Source organism: Actinoplanes rectilineatus (assembly GCF_000962825.1).
GTDB lineage: Bacteria > Actinomycetota > Actinomycetes > Mycobacteriales > Micromonosporaceae > Actinoplanes > Actinoplanes rectilineatus.
The window spans coordinates 59,319-81,155 of the sequence record NZ_JZKF01000023.1 but is presented as its reverse complement, the minus strand read 5'-3'; the positions used below and the strand labels follow the sequence as shown (position 1 = coordinate 81,155).

Genomic DNA, 21,837 nt, shown 5'->3' with positions numbered 1-21,837 from the left:
ATCAGGCGAAATCCTGGACGTCAGAACGACAAAGTGGCAGCTTAGAAGGCATGCCCGACTTCCAAATCAATCCGACGGCGGCTGCCCTGCTCGGCCTTCTGCATGAAGGACCGATGACCGGTGGCCAGCTGATGGCGGCTGCCGAACGCCGTCTCGGGCCCTACTGGTCGATGACGCGGAGCCAGGTCTACCGCGAACTTCCCGTATTGGCCGAAATGGGGTATGTCCGACTTGGTAAGCCGGGCCCCCGCTCCAGTCAGCCCTACGCCATCACGGCGTCGGGCAAGCGAGCCTTCAGCCGCTGGCTCGCCGAGTCTCCCGGCCGGGACGCGCTGCGCAACCCGGTCGCTCTCCGGGTCGCGTTCGGTCAGCAGCACTCCGGGGATCAGCTCCAGGTGCTCTACGCGAACGCCAACCAGTACCACTCCGAGGCCATGGCCATGGCGAAGGAGCAGGCCAAGGAGGCGAAGAAGAACGGTGATCCGTTCGGCGCCGCCGCGCTGGAGTTCGCCGTCGCCTATCACAAGGCGGCGCTGACGTGGCTCAAAGCCGCGCCCACCAGCTGACCGACCGGTGTTTTGTGACCGCCCCGGCCAGCATTCTGGCCGGGCGGCGTAGTCTTGAGTGTCGTGACCGCTGCCGACTTCCCCGAGCAACTGAAAGCACTCGACTCCACCCTGCGCAACATCGAGGCCGTTCTCGACGTCGACAAGCTGCGCCGTGACAAGGCGGACCTCGAGGAGCAGGCCTCCGCCCCCGACCTCTGGGACGACCAGGCCCGCGCGCAGGAGGTCAACAGCCGTCTGTCGTACGTGTCGGGTGAGATCTCCAGGCTGGAGCGCCTCCGGTCCCGTCTCGACGACGCCGGTCTGCTGCTCGAGATGGCCGAGGCCGAGAGCGATGAGGACTCCGTCGCCGAGGTCGGCACCGAGATCGAGACGCTGGCCAAGCAGATCGAGGAGCTGGAGGTCCGCACTCTCCTCTCCGGTGAGTACGACGCACGGGAGGCCGTGGTCGCGATCCGGGCCGGTGCCGGTGGCGTGGACGCCGCCGACTTCGCCGAGATGCTGATGCGGATGTACCTGCGGTGGGCCGAGCGGCACGGCTACCCGACCGAGGTCTACGACACCTCGTATGCGGAGGAGGCCGGCCTCAAGTCCGCCACGTTCGCGGTGAAGGTTCCTTATGCCTACGGCACCCTCTCCGTGGAGTCGGGCACCCACCGCCTGGTGCGGATCAGCCCGTTCGACAACCAGGGCCGGCGGCAGACCAGCTTCGCCGGTGTCGAGGTGATGCCGGTGGTCGACCAGATCGACTACATCGAGATCCCGGACAACGAGCTCCGCACCGACGTCTACCGCTCGTCGGGCCCCGGTGGGCAGAGCGTCAACACCACCGACTCGGCCGTCCGGCTGACGCACGTGCCGACCGGCATCGTCGTCACGTGCCAGAACGAGAAGTCCCAGCTGCAGAACAAGGCGTCCGCGATGCGGGTCCTCCAGGCCCGACTGCTGGAGCGCCGGCGCCAGGAGGAGGAGGCCAAGATGGCCGGCCTCAAGACCGACACCACCGGTTCGTGGGGTGACCAGATGCGTTCGTACGTGCTGCACCCCTACCAGATGGTCAAGGACCTCCGGACGGAATTCGAGACCGGCAACCCGTCGTCGGTGTTCGACGGCGATGTGGATGCCTTCATCGAGGCGGGCATCCGTTGGCGCAAGCAGAATCAGACGGCCGCCTGACGAAGATCCGTCACGTTGGGCAACCTCACCTGGACGGTCGGTCAGGCGAGGTTGCCCGGTTGTGCTGTTACCGCAGGTGACGAATATTCCCGACCCCGGCGGGCTTGGCGGATTCGTTACACCGCGTAGACTCCCATCCCGTGATTCAGCTCGAGAACGTGACGAAGACGTATCCGAAGGGGTCTCGGCCGTCGCTGGACAATGTCAGCGTCGGTATCGAGAAGGGTGAGTTCGTCTTCTTCATCGGCCCCTCCGGTTCCGGCAAGTCGACGATCATCAAGCTGCTGCTGCACGAGGTCGCTCCGACCAGCGGCAAGGTCGTCGTCAACGCCAAGGACGTGACCACCCTGCGCTCGTGGAAGGTCCCGCACTTCCGCCGTTCGATCGGCTGTGTGTTCCAGGACTTCCGCCTGCTCCCGAACCGCACGGCGTATGAGAACGTGGCTTTCGCACTCGAGGTCATCGGCAAGACGAAGGCCGTGGCCCGGCGTGTCGTGCCGGAGGTTCTCGAGCTTGTCGGCCTGGGTGGCAAGGAGCACCGGTACCCGCACGAGCTCTCCGGTGGAGAGCAGCAGCGTGTCGCGGTGGCCCGTGCCTTCGTCAACCGGCCGCTGATCCTGCTCGCCGACGAGCCGACGGGTAACCTCGACCCGGACACCTCGATCGAGATCATGCGACTGCTGGACCGGATCAACCGGACCGGCACGACGGTCGTCATGGTCACGCACGACTCCAACATCGTTAACCAGATGCGCCGGCGGGTCATCGAGATCGAGAGCGGACGAATCGTCCGTGACCAGGCCCGCGGTGTCTACGGCTGAGCCCGGCTCCGCACCCGAAACTCAAGCTGAATTGACACGCGGAGTCCTGGAAGGATCCCCCCGATGCGCGTGAAGTACGTCCTCAACGAGGTCCTGGTGGGCCTGTGGCGCAACGTCACGATGACGGTCGCCATGATCATCACCATGTCGGTCTCGTTGACCATGCTGGGCGCCAGCGTGCTGATGTACATGCAGGTCGACCAAATGAAGACCGCCTACTACGGCGAGATCGAGGTCTCGGTCTTCCTGACTGACGAGGTCACCGACGGTGAGCGCGAAGCGATCAACGCGGCGATCGAATCGAGCGCGCTGGTCGACACCAAGACCTACGAGGACAAGGCAGCCGCCCTCAAGCGGTTCCAGGAGCTGTGGGCCGACTCGCCGGACTTCGTCAACTCGATCAACGCGGACAGCCTGCCCGAGTCGTATCGGGTGAAGCTGAAGAACCCGGAGCAGTACGCCGAGTTCTCGGCGCAGATCGAGGGCCTGCCGGGTATCCGGCAGATCATCGACCAGCGCTCGCTGCTCGACAAGGTCTTCAACATCTTCAACTCCATCCAGGTGATGTCGCTGGTGGTCGCCGGTGTCATGGCGTTCGCCGCGCTGCTGCTGGTCGGTAACACGATCCAGGTGGCGGCGTACAGCAAGCGCCGTGAGGTCGCGGTCATGAAGCTGGTCGGCGCGTCGAACTGGTTCATCCAGGCGCCGTTCGTGCTCGAGGCGGTTGTCGCCGGCATCGTCGGCGCGCTCCTCGGCTTCGTGTTCCTGTTCATCGGGAAGGTGGTGTTGCTTGACGGCAAGCTCCAGGCACTCACCACCATCATCACCCCGATCCCGGACGGGAACCTCTGGCTGATGCTGCCGCTGCTCGCGGGCGTCGGTTCGGTGGTCAGCGCGGTGACGGCGTGGGTCACCCTGCGCTTCTACCTCAAGGTTTAGTGGCGCAGAACCGAATACGGCACGACGAACCGACGGCCGCGACCCGCACAGGGTCGCGGCCGTCGGGCGATTTGGGGCTTTCCTGGCGATTGGTCAGGGTACGGTGACTCCCCGTGGGGTATCGCCGTTCTGACCAGTTATTCACCGCTTGCCTCGGTATTCTCGGCGCCGCGGGGTTGAGTCTGACCGTTCCCGCGCCGGCCGCGGCGGCTCCGGCGCCGCCCGTGGCCGACCCGGAGGGCGAGGCCTCCCGTGCGGTCCGCCACGCCGAGGCGCTCCTGGAGAGCGCCGGCACCACCGCCCGGGCCGCCGCCCGCAGCCTCGCCCGCGCGAGCGCCGCCCTGCCGATCGCCCAACGTAAGGCGGCCGCCGCCCGGGGCATCGTGGTCGCCGCCCGGGTCGAGGCCAACACCGCCCGGCGCCGCGCCGACGTGGCCCGCCGGGCGTACCGCAAGGTCGCCGTCCGGTACGAGGCCGCCGCCGGGCACGTCACCAGCGCCCGCGAACGGGTCGAGGAGATCGCCCAGGCCAGCTACATGGGCAGCGGATTCTCCCGGCTGAACGTGCTGACCTCGGCATCCGGCCCGCAGGACCTGATCGACCGGCTGGGACTGGTCGAACAGATCGTCGACAACGAACACACTCAGGTGCGTACCCTCGTCATCGCCCGCAGGGCCGCCCGGGTCGCGCATGACCACGCGGCGGCCGCGAAGCGTGCCGCGGAGTCCGCCGAGGCGGACGTGGTCGCCAAGCTCCGAGCCGCGCAGGTCGCTCAGGACGCCGCCGTCCGGGCACGCCGCGCGCTCTACACCCTGGTCCTGGCCCGGCGGGCCGCGTTCAGCGCGGCACAGGCCCAGCGCGCCACGGTCCTCGCCCAGTACCGCGCGGCGCTGGCCACCGAACGCAAGGTGCAGCGGACCCTGCTCGGCTGGGAGAGACGGTCCGGCCCCGGCCGGTACTCCGGCGGCCGCCTGCTCATGCCGGTGCACGGCTGGAAGAGCAGCGACTACGGCCACCGCTACGACCCCTACTACCGGGTGTGGCAGTTGCACGCCGGCACCGACTTCGCGGCGGGCTCCGGGACCGCGATCCGGGCCGCCGCGCCCGGCCGGGTGATCCGGGCCGGCTGGAGCGGCGGGTACGGCCAGTACACCTGCATCGACCACGGCAAGGTCAACGGGATGGGCTTCAGTACCTGTTACGGCCATCAGTCCAGGATCTTCGTGCACGTCGGCGAGTACGTCCGCCGCGGCCAGGTGATCGGCCGGGTGGGCAGCACCGGCGCGTCCACCGGGGCGCATCTGCACTTCGAGACCCGGTTCCGCGGTGTGCCCCGCAATCCGCTGCGGTACCTGCCCGGCTGCCTCTGCTGACGGGGACGCCGGGCGGTCCGGGTAGGATCGACGGATTGCACCATCGGTCGTCGAGGGGGAAACGCGGTCATGCCACGCGAACAGGGGCGCAAGCTCGTCGCCTCCAACCGCAAGGCCTACCACGACTACGCGATCCTGGACACCTACGAGGCCGGGATGATGCTGACCGGCACCGAGGTCAAGTCGTTGCGGGCCGGCCGGGCCTCGCTGGTCGACGCGTTCGGTCATGAGAACAACGGCGAGATGTTCCTGCACGGGATGCACATCCCGGAGTACACGCAGGGCACCTGGACCAACCATGAGCCCCGCCGGGTGCGCAAGCTCCTGCTGAACCGCGAAGAGATTCGCAAGATCAGCGGCAAGCTGCGGGACGACGGCGTCACGATCGTGCCGCTCTCGGTCTACTTCAACAACGGCTACGCCAAGATCGAAATCGGTGTCGCCAAGGGTAAGAAGAGCTACGACAAGCGCAACGACCTGGCCAAGCGGGATGCTCAGCGCGAGATCAACAAGGCTGTGGGCCGCCGTGCGAAGGGCATGGGCTGACGGGGTATTCTGCTGCGCCGCGGCTTGTCGATCTCTCAGCCGTCGCATAGCTTGATCTTCGTTTTGCCCCGCTCGTACTTGCCATGCTCGTTCTTTGTGCTGTCGCGAGGAGACCCGGCCGTTGTCCAAGCACGCCACCCGTCGTTTCATCCTGGCCCGCATCGTGTTCGGCTCCGGCGCCGCGGTCCTGCTCGCCCTGGTCGGCTGGGTGGCCATCCGGGCCGGCGGGCCGGCCAAGGCCGATGACGAGCCGCTGCTGGTCCAGCCCAGCGTGGTGGCCGAGGCGCAGGCCGCGGCCCTGACCCCGCCCGCGCCGGTCCCGGCGTCTCCGACGGTGTCCGCATCGGTATCCGTGTCCCCGTCGGTGTCCGCCTCCGCCACGCCGTCGAAGACCTCGGCCTCACCGTCCGGATCCGCGACCCCGTCGGCGACCTCGGCCTCGGCGAAGCCGTCGAAGACCACGGCGGCAGCCTCGCCGACCCCGTCGAAGACCACCGTGGCGCCGGCCGACGACCTGAGCGTCTCCTACAGCAACTCGGCGAGCTGGCGGGACGGCTTCATCGCCTCGATCAAGGTGACGAACACCGGCGCGGCCAAGGACTTCACCATCAACCTGAGCTACCCCTCGGACGCCGGTGTGCGCGTCCGTGGCGGCGGCTGGAACGTCAGCGTCAGCGGCGACGACGGCCGGGTCACCCTCACCGGCAGCGTCAACGCCGGCGCCACCGTCAACGTCGGTTTCCAGGCGTCGAAGGACTCCCGGAACACCGTGAAGCCGTCGGCATGCTCCGTTGGCGGAGGCACTTGCTCGGTGAGCTAAGCTTGACGGGTTGGATCACTTTGACACGGGGGTGACTGGTTTCGACTTCGTAGGTGGAGACAGGGGAAGCGAGCCGAGGAAGCCGACGTCGTCTCGAGAATCGGTCGTCGGAAACTTATAAGCGCCAAGGATAACTCCCGCGCTGACTTCGCTCTTGCCGCCTGAGGTAAGTAGCAAGTCTGTCGACCCGGGGTCGCCTTCGACCCGGTCTGTCGGCATCAGCTAGAAGGCTGGCCAACCGGTTCTAGTCGTGAGGACCGTGCGGCGAGATCAAACACGACTGGGCCCGTCATGCCAACTCGCTCACGTGATTGGCAGGGCCGAGTAGAGGCATAGTGAGCTGCGCTCGGAGAAGCCCTGACAAAGCAACGAAGGACCCGGGTTCGATTCCCGGCACCTCCACGAGAGAGGGCTTACTTGAACCCGCGACAGCGGGAGAGAGTTCGCTCGAAGCGGCGGCACCATCGGTGCCGCCGCTTTCGTTTCTCGCCTCGTTGACCAGCGGCAACACGAGGTCCGACAGTTCGTCGGCCGCGACGTACGGCCCTGCCTCGTCGACCGGCGCGCCGTTGGTGGGCGCCATGGCGTTCCCGCTGTGCTTGCGGGCTCAGTACGCCGACGACGAAATCGTTGTGATGCCGCGTACGCTTCGGTCGTATGAACGCGCGAAGAATGCTGTAATTGCGCGACAGCTTGATCGGCTGAAGCTGCCTTCCGTTGTGGATCCTGATTATGGGCATATAGCGGATCCGCTGATCCAACGGATGAACGGAAAGCTATCCCGTACCGCAGGCTTCAGCGAGACTGCGAAGCGCGATAAGTTCATCAACCGTCTGCTGCCGAACTCGGTCATTGGGCGTGAGCAGCGAGATTGGATTCGGGACCATTACGCGGAGCTTGGCGAGGAGCTTGAGGATCAGCTATCAGACCTCGAGGCCCGGCTTGAGGTGCACTACCCGCTCGACCAGCCGAATCCAGATCAATTGCTGGCTTCGATTTTAAAGGACACCGAGGAAGTTGTTGTGAACGTCCTCAACGTCCGTAAGTCCCAGGCTCGGGTGGTCGCCGAGGGCCAAGTAGCCCAGTGGCTGATGGACTGCCCGTTGGACTTTCCATGAGCGCTGACCCTACACAAATGCGCGGCCAAGATCGCCATCCGGATGACCCAACGGGACCGCGACGGGACGAGAGTCAGGCGGTGCTATGGGCGCTCGCAGCCGCCGCCTCGGTAGTCGAAGCGGAGGGCGTGCAGATACCTGCCGGCTTCCATAGGCGACCGCGCGCGATGGATGCTCGGAAGCGAATCGCATTCAGAACCTCCCTATTAGTGTTGGTTCTTTCGCGGTTCAACGGTAAGGCCGCTAAGCTAGATAATGTCCATGTATTCATGTGGGGTATGCGGACCGGTAGAACTCGCAATATGCTTGCAGCGTGGTGGGCCGGGCGGCGATTCGCAAGCACGCAATTGAATCGAATTGATCCCGACCTTCAACTCACCGTCAGGTTAGCTATTGCAGACGGTCTGGTAGGGGTTCGCGGACAGGGTAATAGGCGAATACATTTGACGGAAAAGGGCGTTGATCTCGCCGCGTCTATCGACCGAGAGCCCGAACTGCTGGCAATTGAGAAGCGGTTCCTCGCAGACTTCGCCAAGTTAAGCGACGCGGCAGTGATGCGTCATCTAGGAGTGAACGTCGAATGAGGATGAGCGTCCGCGCTGTAAAGCTCCGAGTCCACACCGAAGATGGTGGAACTTTCGGGCGAACCGTCAGGTTCGCGCCGGGATTTAACCTCATCCAGGCAGGGAACAACCGCGGCAAAACGCAGGTCGTTCAAGGCATCATCTATGCGCTTGGAATGGAGCGCATGCTAAGCGCTCGAGCCCACGCGCCGCTTGGCAGCGCTATGACGAGCGAAATAATCGACTCACGGGATGGGCAGGAAGTTGCCCGTCTGGTCTCTTCGAGCTGGGTGGCAATCGAGCTGGAGAATGCCGCCGGAGAGATCGTCACGGCGCAGCGCTATATCAAGCATCCAACGTTCCGGCCCAATCTGGTGCGCGTTTGGGGGGAAGCCGCGGTCACCGAACCGGTAGTGAGGTCCCGGCCTACCGACTTCTTTCTTCATGATCCTGGTAGCGTCCAGGGCCAACGAGGCTTCCATGCTCTCCTAATGAAGTTTATCGGCTGGGACCTGCCGAGTGTAGTGAACTACGCCGGCAACCCTGTGCTGTTATACCCGGACGTTATTTTTCCCTTTCTGATTGTTGACCAGCAAGCTTGGGTGTCGTCAGGGCCTCGAAAGGTAGAGCGTTATCAAATTAGGGAGCCGGTCCGGCGCGCCGCAGAATTCCTACTCAGCCTTGAAGGCCCGGCAGCACGTAAACGCAGGGAGGAACTTGACCGCCGTATTTCCGATCTGCAAATTGACTGGACCTCCGCTCGATCCGTATTGAGAGGTCAAGCGGGGGCAATCGGTGGTCGAGTCGTGGGCGTGCCCGAGCGTCCATCTGGATCTGCGGCAAGGGCAACCGTAGCGCAGCCTACAGACTTGAGTGATGCCATGCTTCAAGTCTCTAGGGAAGGTGAATGGCTGCCAGCTGAGGATGTCTTGCGTTCCCTTCAAGCGGAACTAACCGCACTGGAATCTTCTACTGTCACGACCTCTCAGCACAATGAAGACATTGATGCAAGATTGCGTGAGCAGATCGATGAGGTGCGTGAAGAACTCAACGATGTTCTCGCCGCTACCCGTCTTCTTGAGCAAGATTTAACGATGAATGAAGGCCAACTTGCGGCCCTGGATAGGCGAATTGAAAACCTTACTGAAGAGCGGAACCGTAACAGGGATATAGCAACGCTTGTTCGGCTTGGTAGTGAAGCTTCAGCGCAGCATATCGCGGACCATAATTGTCCGACATGCAGCCAGTCATTAGACGGTGTTGAGGCCGCCGAACTTGGCCCGACATTGGACGTGAGTGAAACCATCGGTCTAATTAATGCTCAGATCAGCACAGCTGCGGCCATGCGTGAGCGAGCGCGTGTCATTGCGGAGCAGTCGTCCTATGCGTATACGGCAATGCAGCGTGAGATTGATCATCTCAGGGTGCGACTGCGATCCCTGGAGACCGATGCCATCACGGCTGATCAGGTCCCCAAGAGTGGAGACATTGCTAGGAGAGTCTCTGTAGAAATTCGTCGTGACGAAATTCGCAGAGCCATCGACTCGTTCGATACTAGGCTTGAATATTTGATGCAGGTAGCCGACGATATTTCCTCTGCCCGAAATGAATTTAACGCCCTTCCGGATGGGCTTTCCGACGCAGATATAACTGTTCTGCGGTCCGTCGGTTCACTTATGCGAAAGAGGCTTCGCGCCTCGGGCTTCGGGAGTTATGACCCCGAACTGGTGCAGGTCGACATGGACTCCCTGCAGCCAGTGCGCCAAGGATTCGACGTCGACACTGACGCCAGTGCGAGCGACGTTGTACGCATCAAGCTCGCATACCTTGACTCCTTACGCCGTGTTGGCGTAGACCGAGGACGGCATCCCGGCCTATTGGTTCTCGACGAGCCGCGGCAGCAAGACATGGAGCTTGCCCACTACGAGATAATTCTGCGCTATCTGGCGGATGGGAATGGTGAGCAAAGCCAGGTAATTGTAACTAGCACGACTGAGATGGCGCACCTGAGAAGCACGCTCGAAGGCTCCGACGTTTCTTTCATCGAACTGGGGGCTGACAGGTTGCTCGGCTGGGACCCCCTGGTCGGCCATTTAGATTCGCTTTAGTGCTTGCCTGGCCCTGCGACTACTGGGCCAGCTCTATGCCACGCTGGATGTTGGAGTGGGCTATCCAGGGGACTGCGTGTCGTCGTCGACCCATTGTGCCTGTCGGCACTGCCAGACCAAGACTCCCCGAGCTGGTGGTGGTGCTGCGCCTCGGCGAACATTTCGACCGCCCCAACGGCCACCGTGTTCGCTGTGGCATATGTAGCGGAGGCGACCCGTACGGCGCCGCAGAGCGCCCTAGCGGGCTAACCAATCGACGGGTGCGTTAGCCAGGGCGCCAGCGCGTATGCTCGCCGGACGGAAACTTAAGGCAGCCTCGAGCCGGGAGGCGACTGACGACGTGCACATGTCGTCTCAGGGACATGAAAGCGGCCGAATTCACCACGGTCGCGGGAACAGACTGAGTGGGCCTAGCCCGTTTTGACGGACGCCCAAGGGGCCTCACCCCCGGCACTTGGACCCGGGGTTTACGCGGCTTGTGTGATGGTAGCTGATCTTTCTTGGATTTACTCGTAGGTGATCGGGGACCGTTGTCCGAGTCGGGAGTGGCGGCGGACGGTGTTGTAGCGGTGTAGCCTGCGGAAGCTGGTGAGCCGGGCGTCGTGTTCGTCGGTGAACGCGCGGCGGCCTTGCAGGGTCGCGCGTTTGAAGGTGGCGTTGAACGACTCGGCGAGGGCGTTGTTGGCAGAGCTGCCGACTTTGCTCACCAACTGCTGGACGCCGGCCGCCGTGCAGGTGGCGGCGAAGGCCTTCGACGTGTACTGCTGAGCTCCGTGATCGGAATGAAAGATCGCCCCGGCCAGGCTGCCCCGGGGTGCGCCGGGCGGCGGTGAGCGCGTCGATGATCAGGTCGGTGCGCATGTGATCCGCGATCGCCCAGCCCGCGAGGCGGCGTGAATGCAGGTCGATGACGGTGGCCATGTAGAGGAACCCGCGTTCACCGACCGGCAGGTAGGTGATGTCACCGACGTAGCGCTGGTTGACCGCGGGCGCGGTGAAGTCTCGGCCGATCAGGTCCGGGCCTTGGCTGCGGCCGGGTTCGGGATCGTCGTCGCGCAGCTCGGCGATGATCCGCGGCGCCTGGTAGGTGTTGTCGGTCGCGTGGATCGTGCGGATCTGCCGGGCCAGCACGTCATCCGCGGCCTGCCGGGCCGCGCGCCACGCATCCACGCCGGACTGGCCGCAGCCGGCCTGCGGCACGGCCGTAAACGCATCGCCGCCCGGATGCGCGAGGCCAGGATCCGCGGCAGGAGCCCGCGCCGCTGGAAGACCACCACAATCCCCCATCCGCACGCCGACACCCGCCCGGATCTGGTCGACCGCGGTTTCGGCGTGGCCGCGGCCGCGGCCGACACCCGCTGGTGCGGCGACATCACCTACATCAGCACGTGGGAAGGCTGGCTTTACTTGGCCACCGTCATCGACGGGCCTCGAGATCAACTCATCGACCCTGTCCGTCGAAACGGATCAAACCTCCCCCTCTCCAGCTATCTGTCTCGTAGTTGCGTTTTGTGGCAACACACAAACCAGGGAGTGGATCGGGGTCCGTAGCTGAGGGATGGTGTGTCCATGGCAACCGAGACGAAGGCAGCTTTCGGGCCCGCATTACGTGGAGCGCGGCAGGAATCTGGTTTGACCCTTCGCGACATGGCAGCTCGTTGCGGTACGAATTTCACACATCTATCCCGCTTGGAGCGGGACGACCAGCGAGTGCCGAGCCGCGGACTGCTGGACCGAATTCTCGCGGCCATCAGTGATCCTGGCGCTGCCGCGCGAGTGGCGGCCGCCGCAGGTCGACTTACACCAGGAGTGGAAGCGCAGCTTAGCTCCCTGCCTCGCGCGGTAAGCGAGCCGATCCTGTCCCGGCGAACGCTACCAGCACTGCGCCGTATGGAGGCTGGTGCGGCTGCAGACGCCCTTCTGGAACGCTTGGGGGGCCGGGTGGTGACCGGTAACCGGGTAGATCCAGAGGTGCTCTGCCGGGCCCAAGGCCTGCGACCTGTCATCCGGTCCGGAACGCCCGGCCCGGCGGCCTCTTTCGAAGATGATGGCGTCGTGACGATCCGAGACCCGGGCGAACCCGGCGACGCTGGTGGGCTGCCGAGGGTGCGGTTTCTACTAGCGCATACGGCTGCGCATGCCTTCCGGGGCGAAAATGTGTGCACCTTTCCGTTCGTCGGGCCGGAGGAGATACCTGCACTCGATATGGCTGCAAGTTTGTTATGCCCACTGCCGTTGCTACGGCGCGCTGTCGCCGCCGTCCTTCTAGATCTTGACGAAGATGCCCGAAACCCGTGGTCATCGCTTTCGGCGAACATGGTTCCTGCGGTGGCACACCGTTTAGCCGTTCCCGGCTGGGTTGCGTTGCGACGGCTTGCCGATGAGTCCCTGCTCGACGACGAGGCCATCTACTACACACTAGGAGACCAGCCGTGAGCGACCCGGCTCCCTTCGATACCCGTCTGCCTAGTCCGTTGGCACGCCTCTTCCAGCTTCGGGCAGGGGCGAGTGAGGCCGTCGTCCGCGACGGCGAGCTCAGTGATGTGCAAACGCTGATGGCACGGCCAGGCCTCCTCGAAGCCTCACTGTGGGACGAGCTCGGCGAGAAACCGCTGCGTCTTCTTGTGCTAACAGGCAGTGCCGGTAGCGGCAAGTCCGCGACCATGAACCATTTGCTGAAGCGGGTACAGCAGACTGGCGAGCAGCGAATTGGCGAGCATCTTGCCGACGCCACTCACTCAGATGCTCCGGATAGGGGCCAGGCCGAGCGCCTCGCGGACTTTTTCGGCCCGTTCCGGGACGGGGCACCTGAGCCCCTCGAACCCTGCCGCGCTATCGCCATGAACACTGGAATGGCGCTACGCTTCTTTACAGATCTACCATCGGTACCCGGCGCGCCTGCCCTGCGCGCACTGGAGACAGTTTTGCGGTCACGGCTAGGCCTGCCCCGGCTCTCGGAAGCCCTGGACCCTCCCGGCTGGATGTGGGATGCGGTCCTGGTGGTCAACCTGGACCAGCGAACGACAGCCGGCATGCCGGGCTCACTGTTCGAGACGATCCTGCAGCGGCTGAATCCTCACGATGAGACCGGTGTACTCGAAGGTGCGCCGCGCTGCCACACATGCCAGGTCAGCGACTGGTGCTGGCCGATGGCGAATGCGGCAGTTCTTTCCTCCGAGCCTGGACGGCAAGCGGTAGATGCAGCAGCAGGCGATGTTGCCCTTGCCCGTGGGCGGCAGATCGCACCTCGTTCACTCTGGGACGCTGCCGCCGAGCTTGCCCTAGGCGGTTTGAGCGCGCGCCAGCTCGCCGGCCGCGATCCCTGTTTTGCGATCGCCGATGCGGCGGCGGCGGGCAACGAAGGGGCGCTGGTGCACGCCATGGCATGCAATGGCGCCCTGGGCCCTGTGTTGCTGGAGGGCACTGCACTGACGCCAGCCGCCGACGGCAGCCTGCTCGCCGAGATAGCATCGCGCGATCCCAGCTACGACGCGTCTCTGGCGGGACACAAACTCATCGCTGACGCCGGGCTGGACCCTCAGGCGGATGCAGCATTGCTGACCCGGGCACTCGGCGGGCAATACGCCCATCCGGCCGTCCGGCATGCCGCCCGGGCACTGGAAGCGGGCGCCGCGTCCTCTACTGGCGGCGACCGCCTCTGGGGACGGGTGCTGGCCAGGGCTGCTTGGCTTGCAGGAGAACTGCGTGGAGGCAGCGACGTCGATAGCGGGTTCACTGACGCGCTAGCCGCTCAGTCTAACGGAAGTACCGAGCTGGACGATAGCGCCGAAGGACAAGTGCTGGAACAAGCCCTCAACGACATTGAATGGGGCCTCGCAGCAAGCTTCGGGCTCACGAGCGGATCGGAGCACTACTTCCCGACATCGTCACCGGGGCCGGGTGCGGAAGCCGACTTAATGGTTCGAGTCAACCTGGTTCAAGATGAACTCCTGCGTACCCGCCCGGACCCCATTTTGGTCTCCAATAAGGATGGTGCAGCGATTGTCCGGTACCGGCCGCTGACGCTGTCGCTAAACGTCGCTGATAAGCATGTCGCCGTTGACTATCCGCTGTGGCGGCTTCTGCGCAACGCGACCCGCGGGGCCGCTCCGTCGATGAAAGAGCTGGAACGCGCGCTTGCACTGCGCCAGGCCATCCGCGCTGTTGGCGTGAAAGCAGCCGCCGACCTGCACAGCCCGTTACTGGTCCGTGAGCGCGGCCCCGTGAACCGGCGGTTCCGGATCGTTGTCAAGAGCCAGGCCTCTGGCCTGTTGCGTGCCACGGAGGTGCGATGAACCCGAACGTTGTCGACGCGCTCAGCGCTGTGTCCGGCGAGACAGGAGTGCACCTATCGGTGAGCGGCGCCAGTCTGCTTGTGGACGGAAAGGCCGTTATCCTGCCGGTCGCCGACCAAGGCAGCACCGAGCCGCGCCTTGTTGGCGAACGCGCCGAACTGCTGGGCATTCAGGGACTGCTGCCGACGGTGCCGCACGGTGATGACCGCGACAAGCTGCTATGGCGCATGGTGGCCGAGGCAGCACCGCCGGTCCCGGACAACTCGCTGCAACTAGATGCCATGCTGCTCGATGAACTGCCTGCCCTTCTCGCTCTAGGACCGGAAGCCTCAAGTGCGGCGGCCTTGGCCCTCGAGGCGCGGTTCTTCAACAGCAAGAGACTGCTGCCGGTGCACGCGTCGCTGCCACTGAACTACGCACACAGCGCATTCAACAAGAAGAAGCAAAGGTATGAACCGGCCGGGTACACGATGTTCAACGGCGGAATCTTGCCCTTCATGCTCTGGCACTCAGGAATAGAGGCACCCAATGTGGGCCTAATCGAGCGCCTGCTCGAGACGGTCGCCCAAGATGAGGAACTGACAGCTCTAGACCGGCGTTTCCTTACTGTTGCGATGAAGGATGCGCCACGCCCGTCAGCGCGCCCGGATGCCTCCGAACTTTCCCGCCGCTACCAGGACAGCTTCACCAAGTCATTCCGTGCCGCAGGGAAACCGTTCTGCGAACCCAGCATGGCGCTGTTCGAGCGGGATCTGCAGACGGTCTTGGATACCGAGCTGCCCCGGCCTGAGCGGGCCCGGTGGCTGACCCTAGTCATCAGCCTGCACCTGAGTCTGCGGCTTTATCGGATCTCCGTCGGCCTGGGTGCGGCACTTGACCTTGCTGTGGCCGCAGCAGGACAAGTTGCTGCCCCGGCTGGTGCCACCACGTGTGAGTGTCACGGCCGGGATCTAGCCCAGCTCGCCAGTTGTCCCTTTGCCGGAGCGATCCGGTTCCGAACCAGCAGCGGGCGTTTCCGGCCCGCACGGGTCGCCGACGGATGCCATGCCTCATATAAAGATATCGATCGCAGGCGGCTGCTTGACATGCCGGCAACCCTGGTAACCAGAACGCTTGCCTGCCGTGTCTGGGCGGCACTTGGCGGTGGCCTGGACGCCGAACAGCTGAACCTTTCTGCACTCACAGAAGCGCTGGAAGCAGACGATCAGCTGCGCCGCGTTCATGGTGCGGCCTGTGCCGGTATAGCAGTGCTGCACCACGATGCGGCTCGGAAAGGCAAGGCTACGCTTGCCGAGCTGCACGCGGCAGGGCACACCGACGCGGCGCGGCCGGGCCTCCATGCCCTGCGCGAGGACGTCAGGCAGATGCGCCGCCGGGACCTGCGTCGGCAAAGCACCGACGTCGTAAACCAGCTCATGCTGGCAGGCAACGTAGGAGCCGGCTCCCTCATCACCCGCAATGGGCCCAGCTTCACATTCTTCGAAGTTGATGAAGAGCTTCTCCTACTGCTCGTACGCCTGATATGCCGGGAACGCGAAGTCCCCGTCGAAGGATTCTTCGACCATCTGCGAACATACGGGCTACGCCCACAGGACGAAGCCGAACGGGAATCGCTCATCAGCACCCTTGAGCGACTTGGATTGCTGGAGCGGTACTCCGACGCCGGGGAGGCAAGCTTTGTCCACTACGCATAGCACCGATATGCAATTCGCTGCGGGCCTCGTTGCTGCCGCGATCATGAAGGAAGCGTCTGTGTCCAGCGGACACCGGCGGTTACTACTGCGTACCCATCTGGATGTTTCTCCCGAGGACGTTTTCTACGCCCTCTCAGCCGAACTGAGCCCAGCGCCAGACGTCACCGTGGGGGGCGGCAGCGCACCGATCGGCCTGCATGGGATTGCCCTGCCTGGTGACAGTCCCGCCGAACGCCGACTCCTGATTCCTTACCTGGTAGGCCGCCCCGGCCGGAATGCTGGCAGCGCGGGTTTTGCCGCGCTGCTGCGTGACGAGGTTCCCACCGGCGCCGGGCAGAAGGTGCTGCTGATCCTTGACCGCAGCCCGGTGGAAACCGTGCGGACCGCCGCGCAGGACGCTGCGGTTCTCCCCGCGTTGCGCTGGTCTGCCCTCGTTGAGGCAGCCGTTCACGGCGCTGCCAGCGGTGTAGCAGAGCTAGTACGCATCGTTATTGACGATGACCGCAAGTTCAGTTGCCTGCCGCGTACGGCGGAAGTGCTGGGGAGCCTGCGGCGTATCGCCGGACTGTCCAGTACCAGTGAGGCTGGCCAAGAGCTGAGCTCACTTGAGTGCTACCTCAGCGACCCGCAGGCGCGCGCTGACGGGAAACGCCTGCGCAAGTCGGCGGCATGGCGCAAAAAGCTTGACGACTGGTTCACCCCAGGGCAGGACTTCACCGGCAAGGTTACCGCCCTGTATACCAGCTCCGCCTCTCCCGGGCTCCATCAGGTACTCAACGCTGTCACGCCCTTCGGCCTGGACTATCGCGCATTCACCCTGGACGACCTGCCTGATGGCCGGCGCCCAGTCCGGTCGCTGCGCCTAGCTCACCCCCTGTCACCGGGTGAACCAGCCCAGGTCGTCCTGGGCAGCCGCGCCATGATCTGGAAACCCGGCGGTGGCGTGATCACCCTCGCCCTGGCCAGTCCTGCCGGGGCCGACACGGCAGTGACCTGCAAGTGGAGCGACGACGCGACTATCCGCGACATCGTGGTGCGCAAGAACGAGCGAGAAGTCCGCGTTGAAGTCACCGGCCACGGTTGGCGTTTCGCGCGAGTCGAAGCCGAGGTAGGGCAGGCGGCAGAGCTAGCGATCTACCTGGATGCCGGCATGTGGGCACCCTTTGATGCAGGCTTAGACCTGGACTTGAATGCCGGTGCGTTCCGATGCGGAACCGAACCACGGGTCCTCGCCCTCGGCCGCGCCGGTGAATTGCGGGGCGACCCTGCGATCACCCGGCCCGGCACGGTGGCCGAGGCCGGCCAGACTGAGCTATGTCGGGCGGCGCTGGCCGGCGAAGAACACATGATCCCGCTCATCCTTGATAACGCACCGATGCCTGGCCGCCCCGACCACGACCCGTTCGGCCCAGCACCAGAATATGAACCAGAGACTGACACCGACGGCGAAAACCCGAGGGAACAAGAAGACCCTGAGACCGATGACGGGGAAGGCCCCGGCTACGAGCCCGGCCCCGGATTTGATCCCGCACCGTGGATCGACACGTTCCAAACTGCTGGCGTCGAGCCCAGCGTTGCGCATGCCAAGCTCACAGCCTGGAAGTCCGGCGAGACACCAGGCCCCGCGCAGTTCCGCGTGAGCACGGGCGGCATCCCGGCAAGGAAGGGCGTCATAGCCCTGCCGCGCTTGTTTGACCTGTCCAGCCAAGACCTCGGAGACGGTATCGATGGGCTAGAGCTGGAACAGCACATCCTTGACCACCCGCATACCACCGCCTTCACCATGGCCCGCCATTCCGGCACCATCACCCTGCAGCCTCATCCCTTCCTGGAGCAGCTAGCCGTATCCGGCATCAGCGGCGTAGACGCCTTCCACCATGCCCGGCAGGAGCTGTTCGCGGCCCTGCGCCCGCAGGGTTCCGTGCATGCCATCGCGGCCGGAACTGGCATCGCCGAGGCGAAGGCATACATCGAGACGTACAGCACGCTGCTTCAGACACTGAGCGACAGCGGCCGATTCACCGCCGAGTACGAACGGCTCTTCCTCTGCGACGTTGTCGCTGACGCGGTATCGGGCGAACTCCTCATCGCACCGACAAGCCCGCTCAGCGTGGCTTACCTGCTAGCACTCAGCGAGCAATTCGCAGCATGGCAGCCTCGGGCTAAGCACGTGATCGATCAGGACATCCGTTCGTGCTCCATGCGCCACCTCGTTCCCTACTTCGTTCTGCAAGGTGAGTGGTACGAGACAGGGGCAGCCGCCCCGCTGCTCTGGCGCCGATACCGCCCCTCTGCAGTAGGTGTGACCAGTGACCACAGGCCGGCCTACATCGCCCGCCGGATAGAGCACTTCGCCAAGGTCCATCCGGAGTATTACGACGAACGCCAGACTCTCGGCCTTGCTTTTCACGAGCCTGGTGACGGCGCCGCAGTCTTGAGCGCCCTGCGTACCCTCGCTGCCCCATACGCAACGGCGAACGCAAAGCAGCCGTTGCCGCGCCTAGCTGTCACCATCGTCAGCACTAGTACCGCCCCAAGCGCCGTCGAAGAACTTGTTACCGGGCAGATCATCAGTTCCGAAACTCAGGCCGCGACAGATGACCTGCTCAGAGATCGCGTAGAAGTGTCACGCGTCGAGCCCAGCGATGCACCACCCTTCGCCCACCTCTCCTTCGTCTTCGAATCGTCACTACGGCGACAGCCCGCCATTGTCGACCTGACAGCACGGGCCGGAACACTGTTCGTCGGCGGCCTAGCCGCCGCCCCAGGTCGGCACATCGAACCTGGCCGGAACGAAACCACCTTCATGTGGGGCACCTTCACCGGCGAAACCGGGAGCAACCAGCTCACCGGGCTTGTTCGTAAATACCTCGAACTCGTCAGCGGCATGCCCGGCGACCCCATTACCCGCGGCCACACCCGAATGCCCTCAACCCGCGTCGGCCGGACATTCCTCGACAACCTCTACGCCGACAGCGCCTGGGTGGTGCACCTCGACAAACTGCTCGGGCTCGAAGCATTCGCCCCCGATGCGAGCGGCCGCCACGCCCGCTACCTTATTGACTACGAAGACCGCCTCGACGTCACCCAGCCCGGCCTAGACGCCATCACAGCCACCTCCCGCATCGAGCCCTACCGCAAGGCCCTACGGCAAGCACTGACCAATTTCGGGACGCCCGCCGAACCCGGCCTCGACAGACTCCTGCAAATCTTCAACGGCGTCAGCGGCCAATGGGCACTTGACCTCGTCGGCGCAAACCCCAATGAACTGAGAGAGCGTATCGGCCTCGCCGGCGCAGTCGCCGCCATCAACGACCTCGACGGCGGCCTGCACAGCGACGACGCAGCCGGTGTGATCATCCCGCTCGACGAAATGCTGCACGCTCTACCGCCACAAGCCCGGCCCACTAAAGACCGGCTCTGCGACGACCTTCTCTACATCCGCGTCCCCACCGGCACCTCCGGACACGTGGTGCTCCGCGGGCGCCTGCTGGAAGTCAAATACCGCGGCGCGACCGACGCACGGGCCCCTGAAACCGCTCGGGCTCAGCTACAGCGCGCCAACTCCTGGCTTGCGTCGACCTTCGGCGACACCGCCGCGCCCTCACACACCTTCCGCGCACGAGACTTATCCGAACTAATTCGCGCTGCCGCCACGCGCCTGGCTGCCTTCGGGCTGATGGACCAGCAACAGCGCGCCCAGCTCGAGCCTGCACTGGAATCCATCTCCCGCAGCAATTTCACACTCCGGCTTGACTACCAGGCTGGCACCGAAAAAATCCACGGCGACTTCGTCAGCATCGAGGCCGACAGCAACGTCGCCGTTCACCGCCAGCTACTGGCAGGCACCGGCACCATGCTGGGACACCTTCGCCTCGGCAGACCCTTCCTAGAAGCACTCGCCGCGGGGACCACGATCACGCGCCCAGCCAGCCTGGCAACAGTCACCTTCAGCGACTCGCCCTCCAGCGGTACTCCCGTGCCGGCTACACCAGTGACTGAGGTCCACGCAGAAGTTAGCCCCGCGGACAAGCCTCGGCCAGAAGCACCGCAACCACACACCGTCAACGCTGCCGCTGTACCCGCGGCAGAGATCAGCCTTTATTCACAACGGTTAGACCAGGCCTTCACCAAATACGGCCTCGCGGTCGAACCCTTCCGGCAAGAACTCGCCCAGGTCGGGCCCAGCCTCATCCGCTTTCGGACAAGAATTCTCGGCAAACTATCTATCACCGACGTCGAACGCCGCGCCCGCGACCTCGGCCGCGAAATCGCCGCCCCCGGGGAAATCGGCATCGCCGACGAACCAGGCTTCATCACCATCGACGTCCCCCGGACCCACCGCGACACCGTGCCCATCGGCGCTGTGCTCCCCAGTTTGGACGCCGCACCTGCAAAACCCGGCGCCCTGAACTTTGTGGCCGGCGTCGCACCCAGCGGAACCGTCGAAGTCGCAGACCTATCCCGGCTGCCACACCTGCTTGTCGCAGGCGCTACAGGATCCGGCAAGAGCGTATTCCTCCGCGGCCTACTCACCGAGCTGCTACGAGCCCGGACTCCCGAGCAGCTACACCTGCTGATCGTCGACCCCAAAAGACTGGACTTTGCCGCCTTCGCCCGGATCCCGCACCTGCACGGCCAGCCAATCATCAGCGACCCCGACGACGCACTCGAGGCACTCACCTACGTCCTGGACCGGGAACTAGCACGCCGCCAGCCCATCCTCGAAGAAGCCGGAGTCAGCTCAGCCGCCGAATACTATGAAGGCGGCGGCCGACTCGAAGACCTCCCACAGCTGGTCATCCTCATGGACGAGTTCGCCGACCTCGTCCTAGCCGGAACAGACCCCAAGGCCTTCAGCAAGCTGATCCAGCGCTACGCTCAGCTCACACGCGCCTACGGCATCTTCCTCGTGCTGGCCACTCAACGGCCGAGCGTTGACGTCATTACCGGCAGCATCAAAGCCAACCTCAGCGCACGAATCGCTTTCTCTCTGCCCAGCGCTACCGACTCCAGAACGGTCCTGGATCGCGGCGGAGCCGAAGATCTCCTAGGAGACGGAGACATGCTCTTCTACCGCAACGGCCGCGTCGAACGGCTCCAGGCCCCGAACACTACCGGAGCCGATGTGCGAACTCTCCTGTCATAGATCGCGCTCACCACACCGCCGGAGCGGCGTGCACTTGCACGCCGCTCCGGCTAAGACTTCATCAAGTACAGCTCCCACCAGCGGAAGCGATAGTAACTGCTACGAGGCTGCCTCGAGCGCTCCGGCCAACGACAGCGGACTTACACACGATCTTTGGCTGGTCCAGTTGATTCAGTCGGGACTGCGATGACACCTACGGTTGAGTGGGATCACCTTGGCTACGGGCGTGCCGACCCGGCTGATGATGATCTCTTCGCCGTGCTCGACGCGGTCGATGATCCGCGAAAGGCTCGTTTCGCATCGTGGATGTTGAACGGCACGGCTGCTTCCGACATGGCGACCTCTTAGCTAAGAGGTTAGCTCGGCGGGAGTGCTGGGCGAGATGCAGTCGGTTACTAGCCGAGCGTCGTCCGCAGCGGTTGAGCCCGCTCGCCGAGGTTCAAGTAAGCGGTCAGCACCTCCACCGAAGGGTTCGTACCTCGAACCCACTGCGGCACCGTCCTCGTTGGCGGTGCCGCAGTTGTTTGGCTGTGTGACCAGTGGTGATGCCATCGCGACGAGCGTTGCGTGCCGCATATTTGGCCGAGCCGAACGCGGCCCGAGGATCTCGGAGAACCGGGCGTGCTCGGCCCGACCCAGCGGTGGCTTAGCGCGGTTGCTATGTCCTCG

General features: G+C 64.4%; 13 protein-coding genes, 1 other RNA gene and 3 pseudogenes. 15 read left to right on the top strand and 2 right to left on the bottom strand.

Annotation, left to right across the window (positions count from 1 at the left end; all coding sequences use genetic code 11):
• Window positions 1-50 precede the first annotated feature (50 nt).
• From WH85_RS19185 to WH85_RS50525, 10 genes are all read left to right on the top strand, one after another.
• The gene (locus tag WH85_RS19185; protein ID WP_045743276.1) at window positions 51-566 is read left to right on the top strand and encodes a PadR family transcriptional regulator; all 516 of its coding nucleotides are present in this window, start codon (window positions 51-53) and stop codon (window positions 564-566) included.
• A gap of 63 nt (window positions 567-629) precedes the next feature.
• Window positions 630-1,742 carry a peptide chain release factor 2 gene (gene prfB, locus WH85_RS19180; RefSeq protein ID WP_045743318.1) on the top strand — a complete coding sequence of 371 codons (1,113 nt, stop codon included), beginning with the start codon at window positions 630-632 and terminating at the stop codon, window positions 1,740-1,742.
• Window positions 1,743-1,882: 140 nt separating this feature from the next.
• On the top strand, window positions 1,883-2,563 hold the full coding sequence (gene ftsE / locus WH85_RS19175; protein ID WP_045743275.1) for a cell division ATP-binding protein FtsE: 681 nt from the start codon (window positions 1,883-1,885) through the stop codon (window positions 2,561-2,563).
• Between the two features lie 63 nt (window positions 2,564-2,626).
• A complete protein-coding gene (gene ftsX / locus WH85_RS19170) occupies window positions 2,627-3,502 on the top strand; it encodes a permease-like cell division protein FtsX (protein WP_045743274.1) in 876 nt (291 codons plus the stop codon).
• A 176-nt stretch (window positions 3,503-3,678) separates the two neighbouring features.
• Complete coding sequence (locus tag WH85_RS53735) at window positions 3,679-4,875, top strand: M23 family metallopeptidase (RefSeq protein ID WP_281179067.1); 1,197 nt, start codon at window positions 3,679-3,681, stop codon at window positions 4,873-4,875.
• Window positions 4,876-4,944: 69 nt separating this feature from the next.
• Window positions 4,945-5,421 (top strand): SsrA-binding protein SmpB, encoded by a 477-nt coding sequence (smpB, locus tag WH85_RS19160; protein WP_045743273.1) that lies wholly within the window; start codon window positions 4,945-4,947, stop codon window positions 5,419-5,421.
• 121 nt (window positions 5,422-5,542) lie between these two features.
• Window positions 5,543-6,241, top strand: a complete 699-nt coding sequence (locus WH85_RS50530) for a cellulose binding domain-containing protein (RefSeq protein ID WP_045743272.1) — start codon at window positions 5,543-5,545, stop codon at window positions 6,239-6,241.
• A gap of 27 nt (window positions 6,242-6,268) precedes the next feature.
• Window positions 6,269-6,646, top strand: a transfer-messenger RNA (tmRNA) gene (gene ssrA / locus WH85_RS48190).
• 176 nt (window positions 6,647-6,822) lie between these two features.
• Window positions 6,823-7,359: a hypothetical protein gene (locus WH85_RS19150; protein ID WP_157411091.1), complete on the top strand. Its 537-nt coding sequence runs from the start codon at window positions 6,823-6,825 to the stop codon at window positions 7,357-7,359.
• Between the two features lie 853 nt (window positions 7,360-8,212).
• Entirely contained in the window at window positions 8,213-10,030 is a 1,818-nt protein-coding gene (locus tag WH85_RS50525) for a coiled-coil domain-containing protein (protein ID WP_157411090.1), read from the top strand.
• A gap of 506 nt (window positions 10,031-10,536) precedes the next feature.
• Here the strand turns inward: WH85_RS50525 and WH85_RS53000 are convergent.
• Window positions 10,537-11,188, bottom strand: a pseudogene (locus WH85_RS53000) (IS3 family transposase); the annotation flags it as partial.
• A gap of 411 nt (window positions 11,189-11,599) precedes the next feature.
• On the opposite strand from WH85_RS53000, the pseudogene WH85_RS54130 reads away from it, so the two are divergent.
• From WH85_RS54130 to WH85_RS47075, 5 genes and pseudogenes are all read left to right on the top strand, one after another.
• A pseudogene (locus tag WH85_RS54130) lies at window positions 11,600-11,767 on the top strand (helix-turn-helix domain-containing protein); the annotation flags it as partial.
• Window positions 11,768-12,085: 318 nt separating this feature from the next.
• Entirely contained in the window at window positions 12,086-12,466 is a 381-nt protein-coding gene (locus tag WH85_RS52995; RefSeq protein ID WP_245674002.1) for a hypothetical protein, read from the top strand.
• Entirely contained in the window at window positions 12,463-14,325 is a 1,863-nt protein-coding gene (locus WH85_RS50515) for a hypothetical protein (RefSeq protein ID WP_157411087.1), read from the top strand. Before WH85_RS52995 ends, WH85_RS50515 begins: the two co-directional genes overlap by 4 nt.
• Window positions 14,322-16,019, top strand: coding sequence for a DNA phosphorothioation-dependent restriction protein DptG (gene dptG, locus WH85_RS50510; protein WP_157411086.1), 1,698 nt, complete (start codon window positions 14,322-14,324; stop codon window positions 16,017-16,019). The genes WH85_RS50515 and dptG overlap by 4 nt, the downstream gene beginning before the upstream one ends.
• Window positions 16,020-16,026: 7 nt before the next feature.
• Entirely contained in the window at window positions 16,027-21,168 is a 5,142-nt protein-coding gene (locus WH85_RS47075; RefSeq protein ID WP_083449096.1) for an FtsK/SpoIIIE domain-containing protein, read from the top strand.
• A 180-nt stretch (window positions 21,169-21,348) separates the two neighbouring features.
• On the opposite strand, the pseudogene WH85_RS48820 reads toward WH85_RS47075, so the two are convergent.
• A pseudogene (locus WH85_RS48820) lies at window positions 21,349-21,503 on the bottom strand (type II toxin-antitoxin system Phd/YefM family antitoxin); the annotation flags it as partial.
• Between the last annotated feature and the right edge of the window lie 334 nt (window positions 21,504-21,837).

Bases quoted from the DNA above. Each gene is read 5' to 3' on its own strand.
- WH85_RS19185 (WP_045743276.1), top strand. From the start codon at position 51: ATGCCCGACTTCCAAATCAATCCGACGGCGGCTGCCCTGCTCGGCCTT.
- ftsX (WP_045743274.1), top strand. From the start codon at position 2,627: ATGCGCGTGAAGTACGTCCTCAACGAGGTCCTGGTGGGCCTGTGGCGC.
- smpB (WP_045743273.1), top strand. From the start codon at position 4,945: ATGCCACGCGAACAGGGGCGCAAGCTCGTCGCCTCCAACCGCAAGGCC.
- WH85_RS19150 (WP_157411091.1), top strand. From the start codon at position 6,823: ATGGCGTTCCCGCTGTGCTTGCGGGCTCAGTACGCCGACGACGAAATC.
- dptG (WP_157411086.1), top strand. From the start codon at position 14,322: ATGAACCCGAACGTTGTCGACGCGCTCAGCGCTGTGTCCGGCGAGACA.
- WH85_RS47075 (WP_083449096.1), top strand. From the start codon at position 16,027: ATGCAATTCGCTGCGGGCCTCGTTGCTGCCGCGATCATGAAGGAAGCG.